This is a genomic window from Hydrogenophaga aromaticivorans, assembly GCF_013387465.1.
GTDB lineage: Bacteria > Pseudomonadota > Gammaproteobacteria > Burkholderiales > Burkholderiaceae_C > Hydrogenophaga > Hydrogenophaga aromaticivorans.
In genome coordinates this window covers 60,989-77,756 of record NZ_VYGV01000004.1, presented here as the reverse complement: position 1 = coordinate 77,756, position 16,768 = coordinate 60,989, and the positions used below count along the sequence as shown (strand labels likewise).

Annotated in this window: 14 protein-coding genes; 3 read left to right on the top strand and 11 right to left on the bottom strand. The window is 66.8% G+C overall.

The features are described 5' to 3' along the window. The first annotated feature begins 56 nt into the window (after positions 1-56). Complete coding sequence (locus F3K02_RS03355) at positions 57-542, top strand: hypothetical protein (protein ID WP_177133319.1); 486 nt, start codon at positions 57-59, stop codon at positions 540-542. A gap of 45 nt (positions 543-587) precedes the next feature. Here the strand turns inward: F3K02_RS03355 and F3K02_RS03350 are convergent, their stop codons facing one another. The 11 genes from F3K02_RS03350 to F3K02_RS03300 form a co-directional block, all read right to left on the bottom strand. Continuing rightward, the gene (locus F3K02_RS03350) at positions 588-1,103 is read right to left on the bottom strand and encodes an OmpA family protein (protein ID WP_177133317.1); all 516 of its coding nucleotides are present in this window, start codon (positions 1,101-1,103) and stop codon (positions 588-590) included. Between the two features lie 67 nt (positions 1,104-1,170). Further along, complete coding sequence (locus F3K02_RS03345; protein ID WP_177133315.1) at positions 1,171-2,889, bottom strand: YyaL domain-containing protein; 1,719 nt, start codon at positions 2,887-2,889, stop codon at positions 1,171-1,173. A 54-nt stretch (positions 2,890-2,943) separates the two neighbouring features. Next, positions 2,944-4,851 (bottom strand): hypothetical protein, encoded by a 1,908-nt coding sequence (locus tag F3K02_RS03340; RefSeq protein ID WP_177133313.1) that lies wholly within the window; start codon positions 4,849-4,851, stop codon positions 2,944-2,946. A 231-nt stretch (positions 4,852-5,082) separates the two neighbouring features. Continuing rightward, positions 5,083-6,723: a hypothetical protein gene (locus F3K02_RS03335; RefSeq protein ID WP_177133311.1), complete on the bottom strand. Its 1,641-nt coding sequence runs from the start codon at positions 6,721-6,723 to the stop codon at positions 5,083-5,085. Between the two features lie 41 nt (positions 6,724-6,764). After that, positions 6,765-8,336, bottom strand: coding sequence for a TolC family protein (locus tag F3K02_RS03330; protein ID WP_177133310.1), 1,572 nt, complete (start codon positions 8,334-8,336; stop codon positions 6,765-6,767). Continuing rightward, positions 8,336-9,649: an HlyD family type I secretion periplasmic adaptor subunit gene (locus F3K02_RS03325; protein WP_177133308.1), complete on the bottom strand. Its 1,314-nt coding sequence runs from the start codon at positions 9,647-9,649 to the stop codon at positions 8,336-8,338. The genes F3K02_RS03330 and F3K02_RS03325 overlap by 1 nt, the downstream gene beginning before the upstream one ends. A gap of 4 nt (positions 9,650-9,653) precedes the next feature. Beyond that, positions 9,654-11,504: a peptidase domain-containing ABC transporter gene (locus F3K02_RS03320; RefSeq protein WP_177133306.1), complete on the bottom strand. Its 1,851-nt coding sequence runs from the start codon at positions 11,502-11,504 to the stop codon at positions 9,654-9,656. Positions 11,505-11,528: 24 nt separating this feature from the next. Then, a complete protein-coding gene (locus F3K02_RS03315; protein ID WP_177133304.1) occupies positions 11,529-11,765 on the bottom strand; it encodes a hypothetical protein in 237 nt (78 codons plus the stop codon). Then, positions 11,762-12,388 (bottom strand): RNA polymerase sigma factor, encoded by a 627-nt coding sequence (locus F3K02_RS03310; protein WP_177133302.1) that lies wholly within the window; start codon positions 12,386-12,388, stop codon positions 11,762-11,764. The genes F3K02_RS03315 and F3K02_RS03310 overlap by 4 nt, the downstream gene beginning before the upstream one ends. A 245-nt stretch (positions 12,389-12,633) precedes the next feature. Continuing rightward, positions 12,634-12,975 (bottom strand): hypothetical protein, encoded by a 342-nt coding sequence (locus F3K02_RS03305; RefSeq protein ID WP_177133300.1) that lies wholly within the window; start codon positions 12,973-12,975, stop codon positions 12,634-12,636. A 49-nt stretch (positions 12,976-13,024) separates the two neighbouring features. After that, positions 13,025-13,672: a site-specific integrase gene (locus F3K02_RS03300; RefSeq protein ID WP_177133298.1), complete on the bottom strand. Its 648-nt coding sequence runs from the start codon at positions 13,670-13,672 to the stop codon at positions 13,025-13,027. A gap of 264 nt (positions 13,673-13,936) precedes the next feature. Here F3K02_RS03300 and F3K02_RS03295 point away from each other — a divergent pair, with 264 nt between their 5' ends. Beyond that, positions 13,937-15,664, top strand: coding sequence for an ATP-binding protein (locus tag F3K02_RS03295; protein WP_177133296.1), 1,728 nt, complete (start codon positions 13,937-13,939; stop codon positions 15,662-15,664). A 78-nt stretch (positions 15,665-15,742) separates the two neighbouring features. Beyond that, on the top strand, positions 15,743-16,444 hold the full coding sequence (locus F3K02_RS03290; protein WP_177133294.1) for a hypothetical protein: 702 nt from the start codon (positions 15,743-15,745) through the stop codon (positions 16,442-16,444). The last annotated feature ends 324 nt before the right edge of the window (positions 16,445-16,768 follow it).

Sequence of the window (16,768 nt, the reverse complement as noted above, 5' to 3'; positions counted from 1 at the left end):
TAGGCGTCATCGACTGCGCCCCTTCAAGTTTTCACCCCAAAGGCCGATAGTGGGGCATGTCCCCCTCGATCCGCCCGGCACTGGTGACCGCACTCACGGCCCTGGGCCTGCTGCTGGCGCCTGTGAATGGGTTGGGCGAGAGCGTGGTGGTCACGGGGAGCGAAAGCCGCGGGGCGAGCGCCACGCTCAATTTCCGCATCGTCATCCCGCCCGTCATGCGCGTGCTGGAAAACAGCCACCCGCAGCAGATCGACCCCGAGGCCGACGGCAGCCTCAGCGCCCAGCAGCGCCTGGTGGTCATGTCGAACATGAAACGGGGTTTTTGCGTCACGCTGCGCCTGGCCGACCCCGCGCTTGACGACTGGCAACTCACGACCGCACCCCAAAGCGGCGTGCAGCTCAACCCCATGGCCGATGGCTACCGCCTCTGCAGCAACCGCCCCGGGAGGTACACCCTGCTGCTGCAACACCAGTTCGGCAGCAGCCCCGCCAACAGCAACGCCCTGAACTGGCCCGTCCAGACCGACCTCACGGCCATCTGAACGCCCCCGAAAGCGCACCACCGGCCGGCGCCGGCCGGCTCAGCCTCAGGGTGTCGTCCAGATTTCGGCACGGCGGTTGCGCGCGTCGACTTCGTCGCTGCGACCCGGCAAGGCGGGCTTCTCCTCGCCAAAACTGATCGCCTCGGCCTGAGCCTGCGACACCCCGTAACGGGCCAGCCCCTGGCGCACCGCCTCGGCCCGCCGCTGCCCGAGCGCCAAGTTGTATTCCGTCGATCCCGCCGCATCGGTGTGCCCTTCCAGCGTCACCTTCATGCCCGGCTTGTCCTTGAGCAGGCGGGTGACGTTTTCGAGCACCGGCACGTACTGGGGCTTTACGACGTACTCGTCGAAATCGAAATACACGATGCCCAGCTGGGTCCCCCGAACGCTGCCGGGAGCGACCACCGACTCGACGTTCCGCGACGACATCGACACCGGTGCCGGCTTCTGGATCGACATGCCCCCGTAGTGGGTGATCGTGCGGCGCTCGGTGGACTGCTGCACACCGGCACATCCCGCCAGAACGGCAATGAGGGTCAAGGGGATGAGGTGCTTGATCATGGTGGATTCCTGTTGAATGATTTTTCTGGCGGTACCTCTTCAATACATCGGATACCGCGTCGGGGTTTCAGGGAGAGGCCGATAGCTCGGGTGCGGTTGACGGCGCCAGCGTGCGGGCGCCCGACAAAAAACGCTGGTGGTACGCGACCAGCCCCGAGAGGTAGTGCTGCACATCGTCGATGCGCACCCTGAAGCTGTAGTGGCGAATGAAAAAAGTGTTGACCATCCGGGCCGGGCTTCGGAAAAACATCGCCAGCTCGGGAAAAAAGTAGCCGCTGAACAGATGGCGCGCCCGCTGGTGCAGGGCCTGCTCGAAGGCCTGGCGGTCAAACCCCGGGTCCAGCGCCAGCGGCTCCAGCCCCAGCGTGTCCATGCGGTCGAGCATGGCGCTCGCGGCCATCATCAGCTCCAGCAAGGTCGGGTAGGCCGTGATGCGCTGCCGGATGAAGCCCAGATGCCGGCTGACGTTTTTCAGCCCCAGGCGAAAGTAGCGCTCTTGCGGCGCAAGCCGGGTCAGTTCATTGACCGCATAGGCCAGCCAGTGATCGTGTGAGCGCCAGTGTTGCGCCTGGATGAAATATTCAACGGCGCGCTCCACCGCCTCCAGGTAGCGGTGCTCGCCTGTCAATTCGTAGGCCTTGAGCAGGCCGAACGCCGCCTCGCCGTCGTAGTACACCGTGCGGTGCACTTCCTTGACCGCCAGTGAAGGAAATTCCAGCACGTGCACGAACGCGCCCGTGGCCGCATCCTGCATGCGCAGCAAACCCTCCGCCAGCGGCCGGATCAGCGCCAGGTGCCGGGCCTCGCCCGTCAGCTCGATGCGCTTGGCCAGGGCCAGAATGGCCACCCCGTTGCCCCCCAGCTTGATCTCGGCGCCTTCATCGACCAGGTAGGCCACGTGGGCTTCACCCGTCGGCACCGCCACCGGCTTGATCAGCTCCCGGCACAGGTGGTCGATGGCCCGCGTGGCGGCCTCCAGATGCGCGGGCTGACGCGTCAGGTCCCAGGCTTCCAGCAGCGAATAGGCGGCGCTCGCGTGCCGCAGCGCGTTGTAGGACGGCACCGGGCGGTCGAAGCAGGGATACCAGCCATAGACCCAGCGCCCCGACAGCGTCACCTGGCGCGTCAGGTAGTCCGCGCTGCGCTGCACCGCCTCCGCCACCAGGGTCGCGTCGGGCTGATCGATGCGACGGACCCGGTCCATCACCCCCTCGTTGTCCAGCAGCTGCACCGGCCCCTCGCCCTCCACGAAGACGCCCTTGGTCTGAAACAGCCACAACGGGGTGGCATCGTCCTGCGGCCAACCGGTTTCCCGACCGAACTTCCGCCGGGTGAGCGCGCGCAAATTCTCGTCACTGGGCACACAGGCGTTGATGTCCCCGCTGTACAGACAGGCGTGCCCCCACAGCTCCTCCGGCAGGCAGGCCTGCGCCAACGCGGCGTCCCAGGCGATGCCCAAAGCGAAATAGTTGGTCTTCGTGCCGGCCAGCAGCCGCCGCACCTGCCCCCAGTTCGCGGCCTGCACGTGAATCACCCGGTCCACCCGGACCCAGCGCGGGAGCCCGGCCTCTCCGACCTGGCGCTGGCGCCACTGCGCCCAGGCGTCCAGCCAAGCCGCCGCCAGGTCGGCCCCACGTCCCAGCACCGTGAGTGCACGCTCACTGCCGTCGCTCGTCGACAGGAACAGGACCTCCTGGTCGCCACCGGGCAGGCGCAGCCGCTCAGCGCCGAAACGCTGCAGGGCCGCCAGGCAAGGCACCGTGGAGGAGGGCAGAAGATCGTTCATTAAAAAAGGCCGCCATCCAGATGGCGGCCTGTCAAAAACCAGCCAACGGGGCGGTCAGCCGCCCAAGCCGCCAGTCAGGGGGTCAAGAAGTCCGCCCGACAGCAGTTGTGTCAGGTCGGTCAGCGGCTGGGTGATGGGGTCCTGGGTCGAGCTGTTTTCGCCCGGCATGGCGTCACCCACCCCCACGCTGTTGTCCAGCGATCCACCCACGGTGTCTTCCAGCAAAGCGGTCGTGCCCCCATCGACCAGATCGGACACCAGGGTGTCGGTCCCGAGCAGGGCGTCGAGCAGCGTGTCGGAATCCGAGGTCAGGCCACCCAGGGTGTCCACCAGCGGGTCGGCAATCGTCTCGGTCGAAGAACCCGTTTCAGAGCTCGCAGCGTCCTGGTTCAGCACGACGTCCGCGGTGTCCGCCACACCGCTCACGGCGTTGCCCACCAGATCGGTGACCGGCGCCAGCGGCGTGTCCGCCCCGGTCTCCACCACGTCGTCGCCCACGCTGGCCAACTGATCCAGCAGGCCCGGTTCGGTCGAGGTGCCGATCAGCGCTTCGTCCGCGGCGGCCAGCAGATCCGTGGCCGACGCGTCAACGACGCCTTCGGTCAGCGGCTCGGTCACGCCATCCAGCCCCACCTCGGCGGCCAGGGTGTCCACGGCATCGGTGCCCTGGTCCACGATCGCGGCCACCCCGTCCGTCAGCGACACATCACCGGTCCCCTCGCCCGACAACACCTCGCCCAGCGTGTCCTCCAGCAGCGCGGTGCTGGTGTCATCGACCAGATCCGACAGCAGCGTCCCGGTCCCGAGCAGGCCGTCGAGCAAGGTGTCCGCGTTGGTGGTCAGGTTGTCGACCAGCTGATTGGCATCGCCTCCGATGTTGGCGGTCGAACTCGAGGTTTCCGAATCCAGCAGATCCTGGTTGAACACGGTGTTCAGGGTCGTCCCCAGATCGGACACCAGGTCGCCAGCCAGATCGGTCACCGGCTCCAGCGGCGTGCCTTCGCCAACCGCCGCCACCTCCTGTCCCAGGTCGACCACTTCGGTGGTCAGGCCGCCGTTGCCATCTTCACCGATCAGCAGGTTGTCCAGTTCCTCCGTCACCGTGCCAACGATCGGATCGACGACCTCATTCAAGACCGGGTCCAGCGCACCCAGACCCGCATCGTCCAGCAGTTCGCCGACCGAGTCGGTCGCGGAATCCAGCACCAGGCCCGCCCCGGAAAGCAGGGTGTTGTCGGCGTCGGCATCCGTGTCCGTGTCCGTGTCCGTGTCGGTGTCCGTGTCCGTGTCGGTGTCGGTATCGGTGTCGGTGTCGGTATCGGTATCGGTATCGGTATCGGTATCGGTGTCGGTATCGGTGTCGGTATCGGTGTCGGTATCGGTGTCGGTGTCGGTGTCGGTGTCGGTGTCGGTGTCGGTGTCGGTGTCGGTGTCGGTGTCGGTGTCGGTGTCGGTGTCGGTGTCGGTGTCGGTGTCGGTGTCGGTGTCGGTGTCGGTATCGGTGTCCGTGTCATCACCCTTGACGTTGTTGCCGTTGTCATCGGCCAGTGCCGCGCCGGCCAGCAGACCGGCGCCACCCAGCAGCACGCCGTCGAGCATGCTCAGCCCGCCACCGAGCAAAGCCTTGCTGGCCTTGCTCAGGGCCACCACGTCCTGGTTCGGGTCCTCCACGAACACGGCATCGCCGGCAATCACTTCGATATCGGCCACGTCCTCGCCCGGCGCTGCGGCGCTGTTGTCGCGGATCAGCACCTCGGAGTTGGGTGACACACGCACCACGGCCTGCTTGGTCCCCGCGGCATTGCGCACCAGCACATCCACCGGCTTGTCACCCGTGACCACGCGGTCCCCCGGCATCAAGGCCTGGTCGTTGGGCACCAGAACGGTGGTGCCCCCACGAAGCACCGGAACCATGTCCGGGTTGGGTGCGGAAGAGGCGGCTGCGGTGGCGGTGGTTTCCATGAGATCGGTTCCTGAATAAACGTGGCGTGAACCTGTTGTTCACGCGCTTGTTATGTTTACTGACCCATGCGCCAATGGGTTTCATTCCCGCCCGACTACTTCTGCGCGAGCCCACCATCGCGTGCGAAGTTGCACGAAACCGACCCCACCGCAGAGGCAAAAAAAATCCCAGGCATTGGGCCTGGGATTTTTCGAGAGGCGACTTCGGTCGCGCCCGGCGGGCGTCGTCGATCAGCCCAGCAGGCCACCCAGCAGCGCACCGCCTTCTTCGTCAGTTGGCGCCTGCACCAGCGGCAGCGTGCCCCCCGTCAGGTCGGACACCAGCGGCAGCTCGGACACCACATCGCCCACGACCGGCAGGTCGGAGGCCAGGTCGGTCACGACGTCCGTCACCGAACCCAGATCGGTCAGCCCGTCGAGCAGGCTCTGCGGCTGCTCCACCACCCCCGAGAGGGTGTCGATCAGGGAAGCATCTACACCACCCGACAGCAGATCCGTCACCGGCTCCAGCAGGCTACCGGCATCACCCAGACCACCACCCGACAGCAGATCCGTCACAGGCTCCAGCAGGCTGCCGGCATCGCCCAGACCACCACCGGACAGCAGATCCGTCACCGGCTCCAGCAGGCTACCGGCATCACCCAGACCACCACCCGACAGCAGATCCGTCACAGGCTCCAGCAGGCTGCCGGCATCGCCCAGACCACCACCCGACAGCAGATCCGTCATCGGCTCCAGCAGGCCACCGGCATCGCCCAGGCCGCCACCCGACAGCAGGTCCGTCACCGGCTCCAGCAAGCCACCGGCATCGCCCAGGCCGCCCGTCGAACCCAGCGCGTCCAGCAGGTTGTCCACGGTGCCCGTCACGACCTCGCCGACCACGTCCACGACGTCGCCCACGAGCTCGGTGGTCTCGCCCACCACGTCTTCGACCACGCCCACCACCTGCTCCACCCCGTCCACCAGGGTTTCGGGCAGATCGCCGGGGGAGGTCAGCAGGTCCTCAACCACGTTGCCGAGCAGATCGGTCACGCCGTCGACCGCACCGACCACCGTCTCCACCACGTCCGTGGTCTGGTCCAGCACCTCGACCACGCCATCCACCACCGGCGCGACCACGCCCGGCACCAGACCCACCAGGTTCTCGACCGGCGGCAGCACTCCGGCCACCACTTCCTGAACCGGGGCGGTCACCGGCGCCAGAGTCTCCGGCGCGTTGACCACCGGCGACTCGGTCGACACGCCCGGCACCCCACCCGACACCGTCGAGGTCAGCACATCCACCACCCCCAGACCACTTTCCTGATCCAGGACCGGCGAAGCCATTTCGGCCGCGTGCGGCACCAACCCATCCAAAGCGTTCAAGGGCAGCTGACCGTCGGTCAGACCGGCCAACACCCCCGAGACGCCGGCCAGGCTGGTGATGTCCAGGGCATCGGGCAGCTGGGCATCCAGCACCTGCAAGTCGTCCAGCAGCGTGGTCAGCGACTCCAGGCCCAGCGCCTCCAGCGGCAAGCCGTCCTGCGACGACACCCCCGCCACCAGCTCGTTGACCAGGGTCTGCGCCTGGCCCAGCAGGTCCGACCAGGGCAGCGCTTCGGCCTCGCCCTCCAGCGACGACAACAACCCGGCCGGCACGCTGCTGGACAGCGAAGCGAGCGCTGGCTCCAGATTCAGCAGATCCATGGACAGCGCGTCCAGCGCCAGCTTGGCCGGCGAAAGCGTCGGGAAGCCCTGGGCCGACTGCTCCTGCACCAGCAGCAACGCCGACACCAGACCCAGGCTGTTGATCAGGCCGGACCCGAGCAACTCGTCGCCAAATTCATCAAGCAGCAGGGCGTCAGCGCCCGCGATAGGAAGAACATCAGTCATCGACATCACCATCAAATGTTTGGAAGGTGTCAGCTACACCCTCACCAACTACCCGCCGGTACTTCGAATGGTTTCACATCAATGCGGAAAAAAGTCACATTCGATGCCGAGGCTGTCGCCACCGACCCCAAAACAGGCCCCGGCAAAACACTGAGGCCGATCCGGAACGAGGGGAGGCCGGCCAGCGTGGCAGGCGCCAGGCGCCCCTGTTTCTGGGCCGGCGCCGAAACCCGTGCCGCGGTCAGGCGGTGGCGCACGTCGCTGCGGTAGTCCTCGCTGGTGAACAGGGTCATCAGCCACGGCAGCTCCTGCCCCTCCTCGGGCAGCAGGCGGCCGGTGTCCCCGGCCAGCTCCACTTCCCCCACGCGCATGTCATAAATGGCCTGCACCCAGTCGATCAGGGTGTTGTTGGCCTCCACCTGCGCATCCAGCAGGGCCAGCGTCGTCTCCCGCCCGGCCTGGTTGAGCTTGCGCCGCGCATCGACCACCGCGCCCGACTCGCCCGCCGCCGACGACAACAAGGTCACGCGCTGCCCCGACAGCAGCTGCCGCTGCCAGCCCGACAGGGTTTTCTGCCGCAGCTCGCGCACCAGGGTCGCCAGCTTCTGTTCCTCGGTCTCCAGCCGGCTGATCGAACGCTCCACCCGGGCCGACGCCTCCAGCGCCGCCGACGAGCCCATGCTGACCTGCAGGCCGACGCGCGCCTTCTCCGAAAAACCGCCCGGGTACTCGTAGCGCTTGATGAAGGTCAGGTCCACCGCCGGGTAGCGTGCGCTTTCTTCGGCCTCCAGGTCGGCCCGCGCCTGGTCCACATTCAGCCGCTGCGCCCGCAGGGTCGCGCTGCGGTCGCTCTCGCGCGCCAGATCCGCCTGCGCCAGCGCCAGCCAGGCCTTGGGCACCTGCATCGGCGGCAGGCTCTGCACCGGCAAAGGCTCGCCCAGCAGGGCATCAAGCTTGAGGCGCGCATCCTGCAAGGACTGCTCGAACTGCAGGGCCTTGTTCATGGACAGCGCCAGCCGCGACGCCGCCACCCGCGCGTCGGTGATGCCCGCGCCACCCAGGCGAACGCGCCGGGACTCCAGGCGTTCCAGCTCCTCCAGCGCCGCGCGCGAATCCTGCCCCACCTCCACCAGCAGCTCGTAGCGGCTCACCTGCAGGTAGGCCACGAACAGCTGGCGCAGAAACTGCTCCTTGCTCTGGTCCAGCCGCATCAGCGCGCTCTGGCGGGCAAACGCCACCGCCTGTTTTTTGGCGCTGGTGCGGCCGAAGTCCCAGACCGTGTATTTCAATGAGGCGTTCAGGCGCGAGTCCACCGAACTCGCCGGGTTGTTGCGCGACGGCGATTCCCCGTTGCTGCCCGAAACCCCCAGCTCCACCCGGGGGTAAGCCGCGTACTCGGCCGAATCCACGTTGGCCTCGGCCGTGCGCAGCTCGGCCCGCGCGGTCAGCACCTCGGGCGCGTTGATCAGCGCATCGGCCATGCGGCGCGCCACCACTTCGCGGTCCTCAGCGCCGTCGACCGACTGGGCCAGCGCGCGCTCCGCCCCAAACATCGCCAGCGCCAGCAGGGCGGGCGGCAACCAGCGCGGCACACGGCTCACAGGCAACAACATCACGGCTCCCTGAAAGCTTCGGCACCCACCTTGAGCACCGGGCGCAAGAGGTACCAGGCGAACGGCTGGTGGCCGATGATGATGTCCACGTCGGCCTGCATGCCCGGCGTCACCGGCAGGCGCGACTTGCCCAGCTCCGAGCCCTCCGTCTGCACCACCATCCTGAAAAACGGCCCGGTGGCCGGGTCCTGGTCCGCATCGGCCGCGATCCGCAGCACGCGCCCCTTGAGCGAACCAAAACGCAGGAAGTCGTAGGCACTGACCTTGATCTGCACCGGCTGGTCCACCAGCACCAGCCCGCGGTCCTTGGGGTGCAGGCGCACCTCCAGCTCGATCTCGGCATCGGCCGGCACCACCTCCATCAGCGTCTCGCCCGGCTTGACCACCCCGCCCGACTCGGTCAGGCGCAGCCCCTTGACCACCCCGGCGATCGGCGCCACCAGCAAGGTGCGGTTGCGCTGGTCCTGGGCACGGTGGAGTTCCTCGTTCGCCGTGGCGATCTGGCGCTCGATGGCCAGCAACTCCTCGGAGGCCCGGCGCCGAAACCGGCCCTCCGCCTCCGCCACCTTGCCGCGCGACTCCGCCGCCGACGCCCGCGCCGCGAGCAAGGCCTGGCGCGCAGCCGCCATCTCCGCCCGGTTCGACTCCAGGTCCTTGAGTGCGCGCGTGGCCTCCAGGTCGGACACCAGCTTCTCGTTCGCCAGATCCCGCGTGATGCCGTATTCGCGCTCCAGCAGCGCCGCGCGCGCCGCATGCCCTTCGATCTTGGCCTCCACCTCGCCCGCCCGGCCGTTGAACATCTCGACCTGGGCGCGGGCCGCCGCCAGCTGCCCCTGCAGCTCCAGCAGCCGGGCCTCGTGGGTCAGCTGCTCCGTGCGCGCCACCATCGGCGCCGTGTCGTCACCAAACATCTCGCTCGAAATCGCCTTGCCGCTGGCCTCGGCATCCAGCCGCAGGCGCGCCGCGTGCAACGCCGACACCTTGGCGCTGATCTCCTCCAGATTCGGCCCCTGGGCGCCCAGCTCCATGCGCACCAGCCGATCGCCCTCGCGCACGCTCTGCCCTTCGCGCACAAACAGCTCGCGCACGATGCCGCCCTCCAGGTGCTGGACCGACTTCACGCGCGCCGACGGCACCACCGTGCCCGGCGCCGTCACCGACATCTCCACCGGCACGAACAGGGCCACCACGACCAGCGTCAGCGCGATGCCCCCCACAGCGGGCAGCGCCCAGCGACGCCAGCGCGAACGGCCCGACACCTCGTGCTGTTTTCGATGCAGGGCATCGATGACCTCCGGATGGTTTTTATTCATGGCTTCAATGCAGTTCGCCGGGCACGGCGGTGGCCAGGCCCAGATCCGGTCCAACGACCCCCAACGAGGGTTCCAGGGGGCTCGGCGCGGCTTGGACGGGTTTTTTCTCCGCCTTGGGCGGGCTGAAGTAGGCGCCCAGCGCCTGCACCGGCGTCATCACCTGCACATCGCCATCCCCCGACACCGCCAGCGCCACGTCCGAGCTGGCCACCAGCTCGGCCGAATGCGTCACCACGATCACGGTCCGCATCTTCGCGATCAGCCGCAGCGAGGCGATCAGCTGCAGCTCGCTCATGTGGTCCAGGTCGTTCGTGGGCTCGTCCAGCACCAGCACCGCCGGGTTGCGCAGCAGCACCTGGGCCAGCGCGATCTTGCGGCGCACCCCCGCCGACAGCGTGCGCCCGCCTTCACGCATGACCGTGGCATAGCCCTGGGGCAGGCGCGAAATGAAGCTGTGCACACCCGTGAGCTTGCAGGCCTTCACGATCTGCTCGTCCGTGATCTCGGGCGCCGCCCGGCGCAACTGGTCGGCGATCGTGCCGTCCAGGAAATAGACGTTCTGCGACAGCGTCGCGATCCACGAAGCCGTCTCATGGCGAGAAAACTGCTGCAGGTCGTATTCGTCTATCAACACCCGCCCCTCGTCGGGCCGGTACAGACCGGTGACCAGCTTGAGCAAGGTCGACTTGCCCACGCCGTTCTTGCCCACCACCGAATAGAACTGCGCCGGCGCCAGCGTCAGCGACACCTTCTTGAACACCGGCTCCGACTGCTCGTCATAACGGAAGCTGACCTCGTCCAGCGTCATCGCGCCCTTGGGCCGCGGCAGCGAAACGCCCGCGCTGCCGGTCTCGCTCGGCTGGGCAAACACCTTGTCGAGCCGGCGCGCCGCCTCGATCGACTGGGCCAGCTGGCGCCAGGCGCCCGACAGCGTGGCGATCGGCGAGATCGCCTTGATCGCCAGCATGTTGGCCGCGATCAGGCCCCCGATCGACATCCACTGGTTGGCCACGGCCACCGCGCCCGTGGCCGTGATCACGATCGACGAGGCGATCAGCAGCGAATGCGTCAGCTCCTTGGTCTCCTCCATCTCGCTGCCGCGCGAAAAGCTCTCGGCCAGCCATTGTTCGTAACCCGTTTTCCACTGCGCCGCCACCGACTCGTGCTGCGCCAGTGCCTTCACCGACTCGCGGGCGCGGCACATCTCGGCCGTGAACATGTCCAGGCTGCGCGCCTGCTGCAGCTCGGCCACTTTGCCCTGCTTCACCTCGTCGGCAAACCACCAGGCCATGGCCGCGAACACGCACACCATGCCCAGCACCACCGGCAACACCGGCAAAGCCACCAGCCCCACGATCACGATCGCAAACACCGCCAGCGGCAGATCAAACAGCGACTGCACCACCGGCCCCGTCAGCAAGGTGCGCACGGCGCCGACATCGCGGAACAAGGCCACCCACGACGCCGCCGGCCGGTCCTCCAGCGTGCGCAAGGGCTGGCCCAGCATCTTGTCCAGCAGCGTGGACGACAGCCCCCAGTCGATCAAGGCGCCGGCCTCGCGCAGGTTCGCCGAGCGCCGCCGCCGCAGCGTCCACTCCACGATCAGCGCCACCGCCACACCCGCCAGCAGCGCCACCAGCGTCGAAAAACCCTGGCGGAAGATCACGCGGTCAAACACCTCCAGCGTGAAGATCGAAGGCAACAGCGCCAGCAGGCCAATCGGCGAAGACAGCCAGGCCGCGCGCCCCATGCGCCGCCGGGCCTGGGCAAAGTGCTCCAGCAGCGGCTTTCCCAGGTGCTCCGGCGAAGCCAGCCGAACGGGCCGCATGCGCTCCGGCAGCAGCATTTCAATCATCGTGAACTCCCTTTTTTTTGTTTTCTAGGACCCGGCAGCCGGGTCGCCCGTGGCTTGATCGGTCGGCTGGTCGGCATTCTCCAGCCGCCGCCTGGCCTCGTTCAGCAAGATGCGCAGCCTGGCCGCGCGCTCGGCGGCCTGCGGGTCCTGCGCCAGGAGGCGCTCCCGGGCCTGCGCATCTTCGCGCACCCGCTCCATCAGCTCGTCCATGGCCTGCTTCAGCGCCTCGCCGTCGGCGCCCGGGTCGGGTACCTGGTTCATGGTTTCATCGACTCCAGGTTGCCGGCTTCCAGCGCCGTTTTCATGCGCGCCAGCCCACGGTGCAGCCAGGTCTTGACCGTTCCCAGCGGCACATTCAGCTCCGAGGCGATCTCCGCCAGCGACTGATCCGCGAAGAAGCGCATCGTGATCACCCGCCGCGACGACGGGCTCAGACTGCCCATGGCCGCCGCAAAAGCCGGGCTGCGGGCGGTCATCCGTGCCATCTGTTCACTTTCATTGCCTTCGTCCGGCATATCTTCCGGAATTTCATCACTGTCCTCCTGCCTCCGTTTCCGGCGCGCCAGCTCGGTCAATACCTGATTGCGCGCCACCTGATTGATCCAGGCCATCGCATTGGACGATTTGGCCGGATCGTATGCACTGGCATATCGCCAAATGCGCAGAAACACATCCTGTGTAATGTCACGCGCCGCCTGGTCATCCCTGATCAGATAGGCCACATGACGAAACACCTTGGCATGGCAAAGCATGTACAGCTCCGCCATGGCCGCCTGCTCCCGGTTCTTGATGCGTGCCATCAGCGCCGGGACAGCGGCCATGCTGTCGATGCTGAGCAAGGGCTCGGCAACAACCTCCATTTGCGGGTCGGTATTGGATTCCACGGGCAGATGTTAATGGAAATTAACTTTGTAATTGCACGTAACCGGAACCCTCGACCATCGAACCCCGCAACCGCTTTAATAGTTCATTCATGTAACGGTTAACTCCCCTTAAGATTTCATTTTTAGCACTGACCCGATTGGATTTATCCACAGATTTAATAGCACCTTGGTTTTCAAAAAAAAGCGCTATTAAAACTGAAGCACCCAAAATCCCCTATAACCCCACAAAAACCAGGGCAATTCAATTACCCTGCTCTTTGTATGGGTTCTGGCGCTGCCCGCGCGACCAGCTTCAGCGCCGGGCGCCCCAGACGCGCCAGAAAAGTGATCAGCCGCCCCCGCTGGAGCGCGCCCCTGTGGCCCTGGGCCTCCAGCTCGTTCCACGACACCGTGAAATACACCCCGCAGACTGTGTCCACCTGATCCGCCATGTCCTCCAGTACTTCGGCAGAAAACCCATCGGTCCTGAGTGCCAATTCAGACCAGATCCGGCGCACCATCCCCTCCGGCGTCAGGTGACTGAAGCGTGGCTGGCTGGCGATTGCGTGGCGGGCCACCGCCCGCAGGTTCATCTGGTCGTACAGCAACCCCCGGTGAACCTGCATGCCCGACTGGGGCAAACGGCTCCACGCCACCTCACAGGCAGTCATGACCACCCTCGCTCACGATATCCAGCAGCTCAGCCCTGGGCGGCATGACCCACCCACCCGCCGGGAGCCCCAGCACGCCCCCGCCCGGTGCCACCGCCCGGCCCTCCCGTCCCCGCGCATCATCGCGGCCAATGGGTGGGTAGCTCGGCCTCTTCCGGGGAAAAGTGGGACTCTTCTTTGAGAAGTCCAGCGAAAACTGTCGATCAATCACCCCCACGTTGCGCCCCTCCATCAACAAACTGGCAAACAGACTTCCGATGCCGACCGGGGTCAGCGCCCCCGTCCGCACCTGGCCATCCGGCTTGATGCGCCGAAACACCGGGCCACCCCGGATCCCGGCCGCTTCGATCCAGTCCAGAACCGCCCGTGCCGGGCCCCGGACCAGCAGCGAAACGAGCCCTCTGTCGTGTCCCCCGACAGCCACCGCCTCAGCATCCCATTCGTGCTCCACCTCCGCCGCCACCAGGCGCTCCGCGTCCGACAGGCTCCAGCCCGACAAGGCCTGCGGCAACAAGCGCTCCCACCACATCAGCGCCACGATGGCCCGCAGGCGCAAACACTCCATGTGTGCCCGCCCACCGGTCTCGGCCAACGGCGCCAGCCGCCGCTCCAGCAGCCAGGCCAGCGAAGCCATGCTCTCGAACCACGCCCGCGAGGGCCCGTCGACGTCGGGTGACGGCGGGTGCGCGCGGCGATCAAGGCAAGCGTGGGCAAACGTTCGGTGCATGGGTGCGACGGCGAAACGGGAAAAGGGGCGTACCCAAGCCATACCGGCCATGTGCACTAATGGTTTCACCCTACCTCACAAAAGCACCCCAAAAGCAGCAGGCCGCGCAAGCCGCAAAGAAACCCACCCCAGTAGTGAATCCCTTGCTGGCATGCGGCGGTACTTAGCCTCATGTCCGACCCCACGATCGTTGCCGCCACCTCCGACCTGCTGCGCCTGGCGGTGGAGGTGGAAGAAATAGCCCACCCCCTGCAGCAAGCGCTGCACACCATCTTGCGGGCCACCGGCTCCAGCGAGGGCCTGCTGGCCGAGCTGCCCTGGGGCGAAGACCGGCAGACCCGCCTGCACCCCGTGGCCTCGCTGCGGCTCATCCCCGGCTCGCCCCCCTCGCGGCAACTCTCGCCCCCGTTGTCCTGTCCGGGCGTCCTGACCCTCCAGCTGAAACTCCAGCAGCTCGAAACCGGCGCCATCATCGAATCGCCCCTGGAACACCTGCTCGCGCCCGACGACCTCGAATCCCCGGCCGAAGCCGGCCTGCCGCTGATCGCCTACGTGTTCGGGCGCGAAAACACCGGCCACTACCTGCTCGCGCTCGAGCGCCACCTCGGCAGCGTCGGCCTCGCCGACCACGACGGCGCCTACCTGCTGTTCCAGGCGCTCGAAACCCTGCTGCACAGCTGGAAGCTCTCGTCCATGAAGTCCTCGGCCGAGGCCCTGCTCGAACAGGCGCTGGCCGGCGACACCGAGGCCGACGCCGGCACGCACCCGGTCTTCGACCACCTCCAGCAAGGCGTGGTCCAGATCGACGTCAACGGCTACGTTGAATTCATCAGCCAGCCCGCCCTGCGCCTGCTCGGCCTCTGCCACCTGCCCGCCGGCGAACACACCCACTTCAGCACCCTGCTGTCGCACGCCGGCCAGCCCTTCGAGCCCCACGCCAGCCAGCTGCCCGACCACCTGCGCTGGATCTTCGAACAGCGCACCCTGCCGCCCGTGGACGCCATCCCGAGCCGCTTCCTGCTCCACCAGGACGACGCGCCCACGCTGCGGATTGAAAAAGTCCACCTCCAGGAAGGCTCCCACGGTCTGATCCTCAGCGCCGACGCGGGCGCCAGCGGGTCGCCCCTGGTCAGCGACCACCCCGCCGAAGACAGCGAGCAGGTGCGGCGCTTCGAAGACATCATCGGCCGCCACGCACGCCAGGCCACCGAGTCCAAACGCGAGACCGAAGAACTGCTGGCCTCGGTCGCGCGCAACTTCCTCGACCCCATCCGCTACGTTCACCAACAGGCCGAGCGCCTGCTGCGCTCGGACCCCGCAGCCCAACCCGAGCGCGACGACAGCCTGCGCAAGATCGCCAAGACCGCGGCCCACCTGTCCGAGCTGATCGCCGACGTGGTCGACTACCACCTCGTGGCCAAGAGCACGGTGCGCGCCGAAGTGGTCGATCTGCAGTCCCTCGTGGTGCTCACCACCCAGAGCGTGTTCACCGACCTGGCGCCCGGCAGCGTCATCGTCGGCAAGATGCCCGCCGTGCGCGCCGACCCCAGCCTGCTCATCCGCGCCCTGTCGCACCTGATCAACTTCGCGCGCGACCACAGCAAGCCCGAAGAACCCCTGCGCATCCGCATCGGCTTCAGCAACTCGCAGCAATCGTTCGTGTTGTCCGACAACGGCACCGGCATGGACATGGGCCTCATCAACAAGCTGGTCAACGTGCCCCTGACCGAAACCCACCCCCTGGCCCAGGGCCTGGTGCAAAGCGGCCGCTCGCTCGCGGTCGCCAAGAAGATCATCAACATGCACGGCGGCGCCTTCGAGGTCATTTCCATGCTCGGCGTCGGCACCACCTGCTATTTCCAGCTGCCGCTGGCGGTGGACATGGAGACCTCGTTTTGAGTCCGCGGTGAAACCCGGGATACCCGAGCCCGGTATCTGGAGGGACGGAGTTACAGAAACCCCTCGGAGGAGTCCCCCATGAACCACCTGGCCCGCCCCGGTACCGTGTGTTCGCCGCTCGACCTCGGCGAACTGAGCCAGATCCTGCACGCCATCGAAGGCGACCAGGACTTCTTTGACGTCTTCGAAGCCTTCGCCGACCCCGACCAGCCCCAGGCAGCCGAACTCTGGTTCCAGATCGACGGCACCGACTTCGAAGTCACCGAATGGCTGCTCGATGGCGACGAGCTCACGCCGCCCCCGCCCGGTGCCGGGCTCGCCGTGCACGCCCAGCTCCGGCCGTTTCCGGTCAACGAAGACCGCGACACTTTCCCCCTCGGCCTGTGCTTCCAGGACGCCACCCTCACGCTCTCGCGCAACGGCACCGCGCGCAGAGAAGACCACTTCATGGCCCGCCCCGGCGGCTCGCTCGCTGCGCTGACCGAAGGGCAGGCCGTCGTGGTCGAAGGCCAGGTGGTTGGCCAAGTCCAGCGCAACAGCGGCGGCCTGTGCCAGCTGCACTTCAACGCCCGCTGCACCATCGAGCTCATGGACGCCCTGCTGACTCAACTCGACTGCCGCGGCCCGAGCACCCCGGCCCAGGTCGACAACACCATCGGCTGGACCTTTTGCTGCTTCTACCTGGGCCGCCTCGAAGAGCCCGAGGAACACATCTTCGTCGGCTGCACGCAACGACCGACCGCGCAACGCAGCCCCGTGCTGGACATTGACCTGAGCTGAACACCCCCAGAGTGCACCAAGGCTGTGCAGCACCCCCAAACCGTGCGCCGCACCCCGCCGCGGCCCACCCTCAGCACCAACCGTTCGTCGCCTGGCCCCGCCCGGCTTGTCCCCCAAATGGAGGACTGCCTAAGGTGAATCGACCAAAGGTGTTACCAATCGTAAGTCGTCGATTAAACTGAAGGTCTACAGGTGGCAGTATTTGGGTGTGGCTATTTACACACTGTCACGTTCTCTAAAAGAACCTATGGTTTAGTCGGCGTTACCTGTTTGCGTAATTCCTGGCCCAAAGGTTGCAAGTCGAAACAAATACAAAATCGGGGA

Coding starts and splice junctions, on each gene's coding strand:
- F3K02_RS03320 (WP_177133306.1), bottom strand. CDS start 11,504: ATGATTGAAATGCTGCTGCCGGAGCGCATGCGGCCCGTTCGGCTGGCT.
- F3K02_RS03290 (WP_177133294.1), top strand. CDS start 15,743: ATGAACCACCTGGCCCGCCCCGGTACCGTGTGTTCGCCGCTCGACCTC.
- F3K02_RS03300 (WP_177133298.1), bottom strand. CDS start 13,672: ATGGCTTCGCTGGCCTGGCTGCTGGAGCGGCGGCTGGCGCCGTTGGCC.
- F3K02_RS03340 (WP_177133313.1), bottom strand. CDS start 4,851: ATGGAAACCACCGCCACCGCAGCCGCCTCTTCCGCACCCAACCCGGAC.
- F3K02_RS03335 (WP_177133311.1), bottom strand. CDS start 6,723: ATGACTGATGTTCTTCCTATCGCGGGCGCTGACGCCCTGCTGCTTGAT.
- F3K02_RS03330 (WP_177133310.1), bottom strand. CDS start 8,336: ATGTTGTTGCCTGTGAGCCGTGTGCCGCGCTGGTTGCCGCCCGCCCTG.
- F3K02_RS03295 (WP_177133296.1), top strand. CDS start 13,937: ATGTCCGACCCCACGATCGTTGCCGCCACCTCCGACCTGCTGCGCCTG.
- F3K02_RS03325 (WP_177133308.1), bottom strand. CDS start 9,649: ATGAATAAAAACCATCCGGAGGTCATCGATGCCCTGCATCGAAAACAG.
- F3K02_RS03355 (WP_177133319.1), top strand. CDS start 57: ATGTCCCCCTCGATCCGCCCGGCACTGGTGACCGCACTCACGGCCCTG.
- F3K02_RS03315 (WP_177133304.1), bottom strand. CDS start 11,765: ATGAACCAGGTACCCGACCCGGGCGCCGACGGCGAGGCGCTGAAGCAG.
- F3K02_RS03350 (WP_177133317.1), bottom strand. CDS start 1,103: ATGATCAAGCACCTCATCCCCTTGACCCTCATTGCCGTTCTGGCGGGA.
- F3K02_RS03345 (WP_177133315.1), bottom strand. CDS start 2,889: ATGAACGATCTTCTGCCCTCCTCCACGGTGCCTTGCCTGGCGGCCCTG.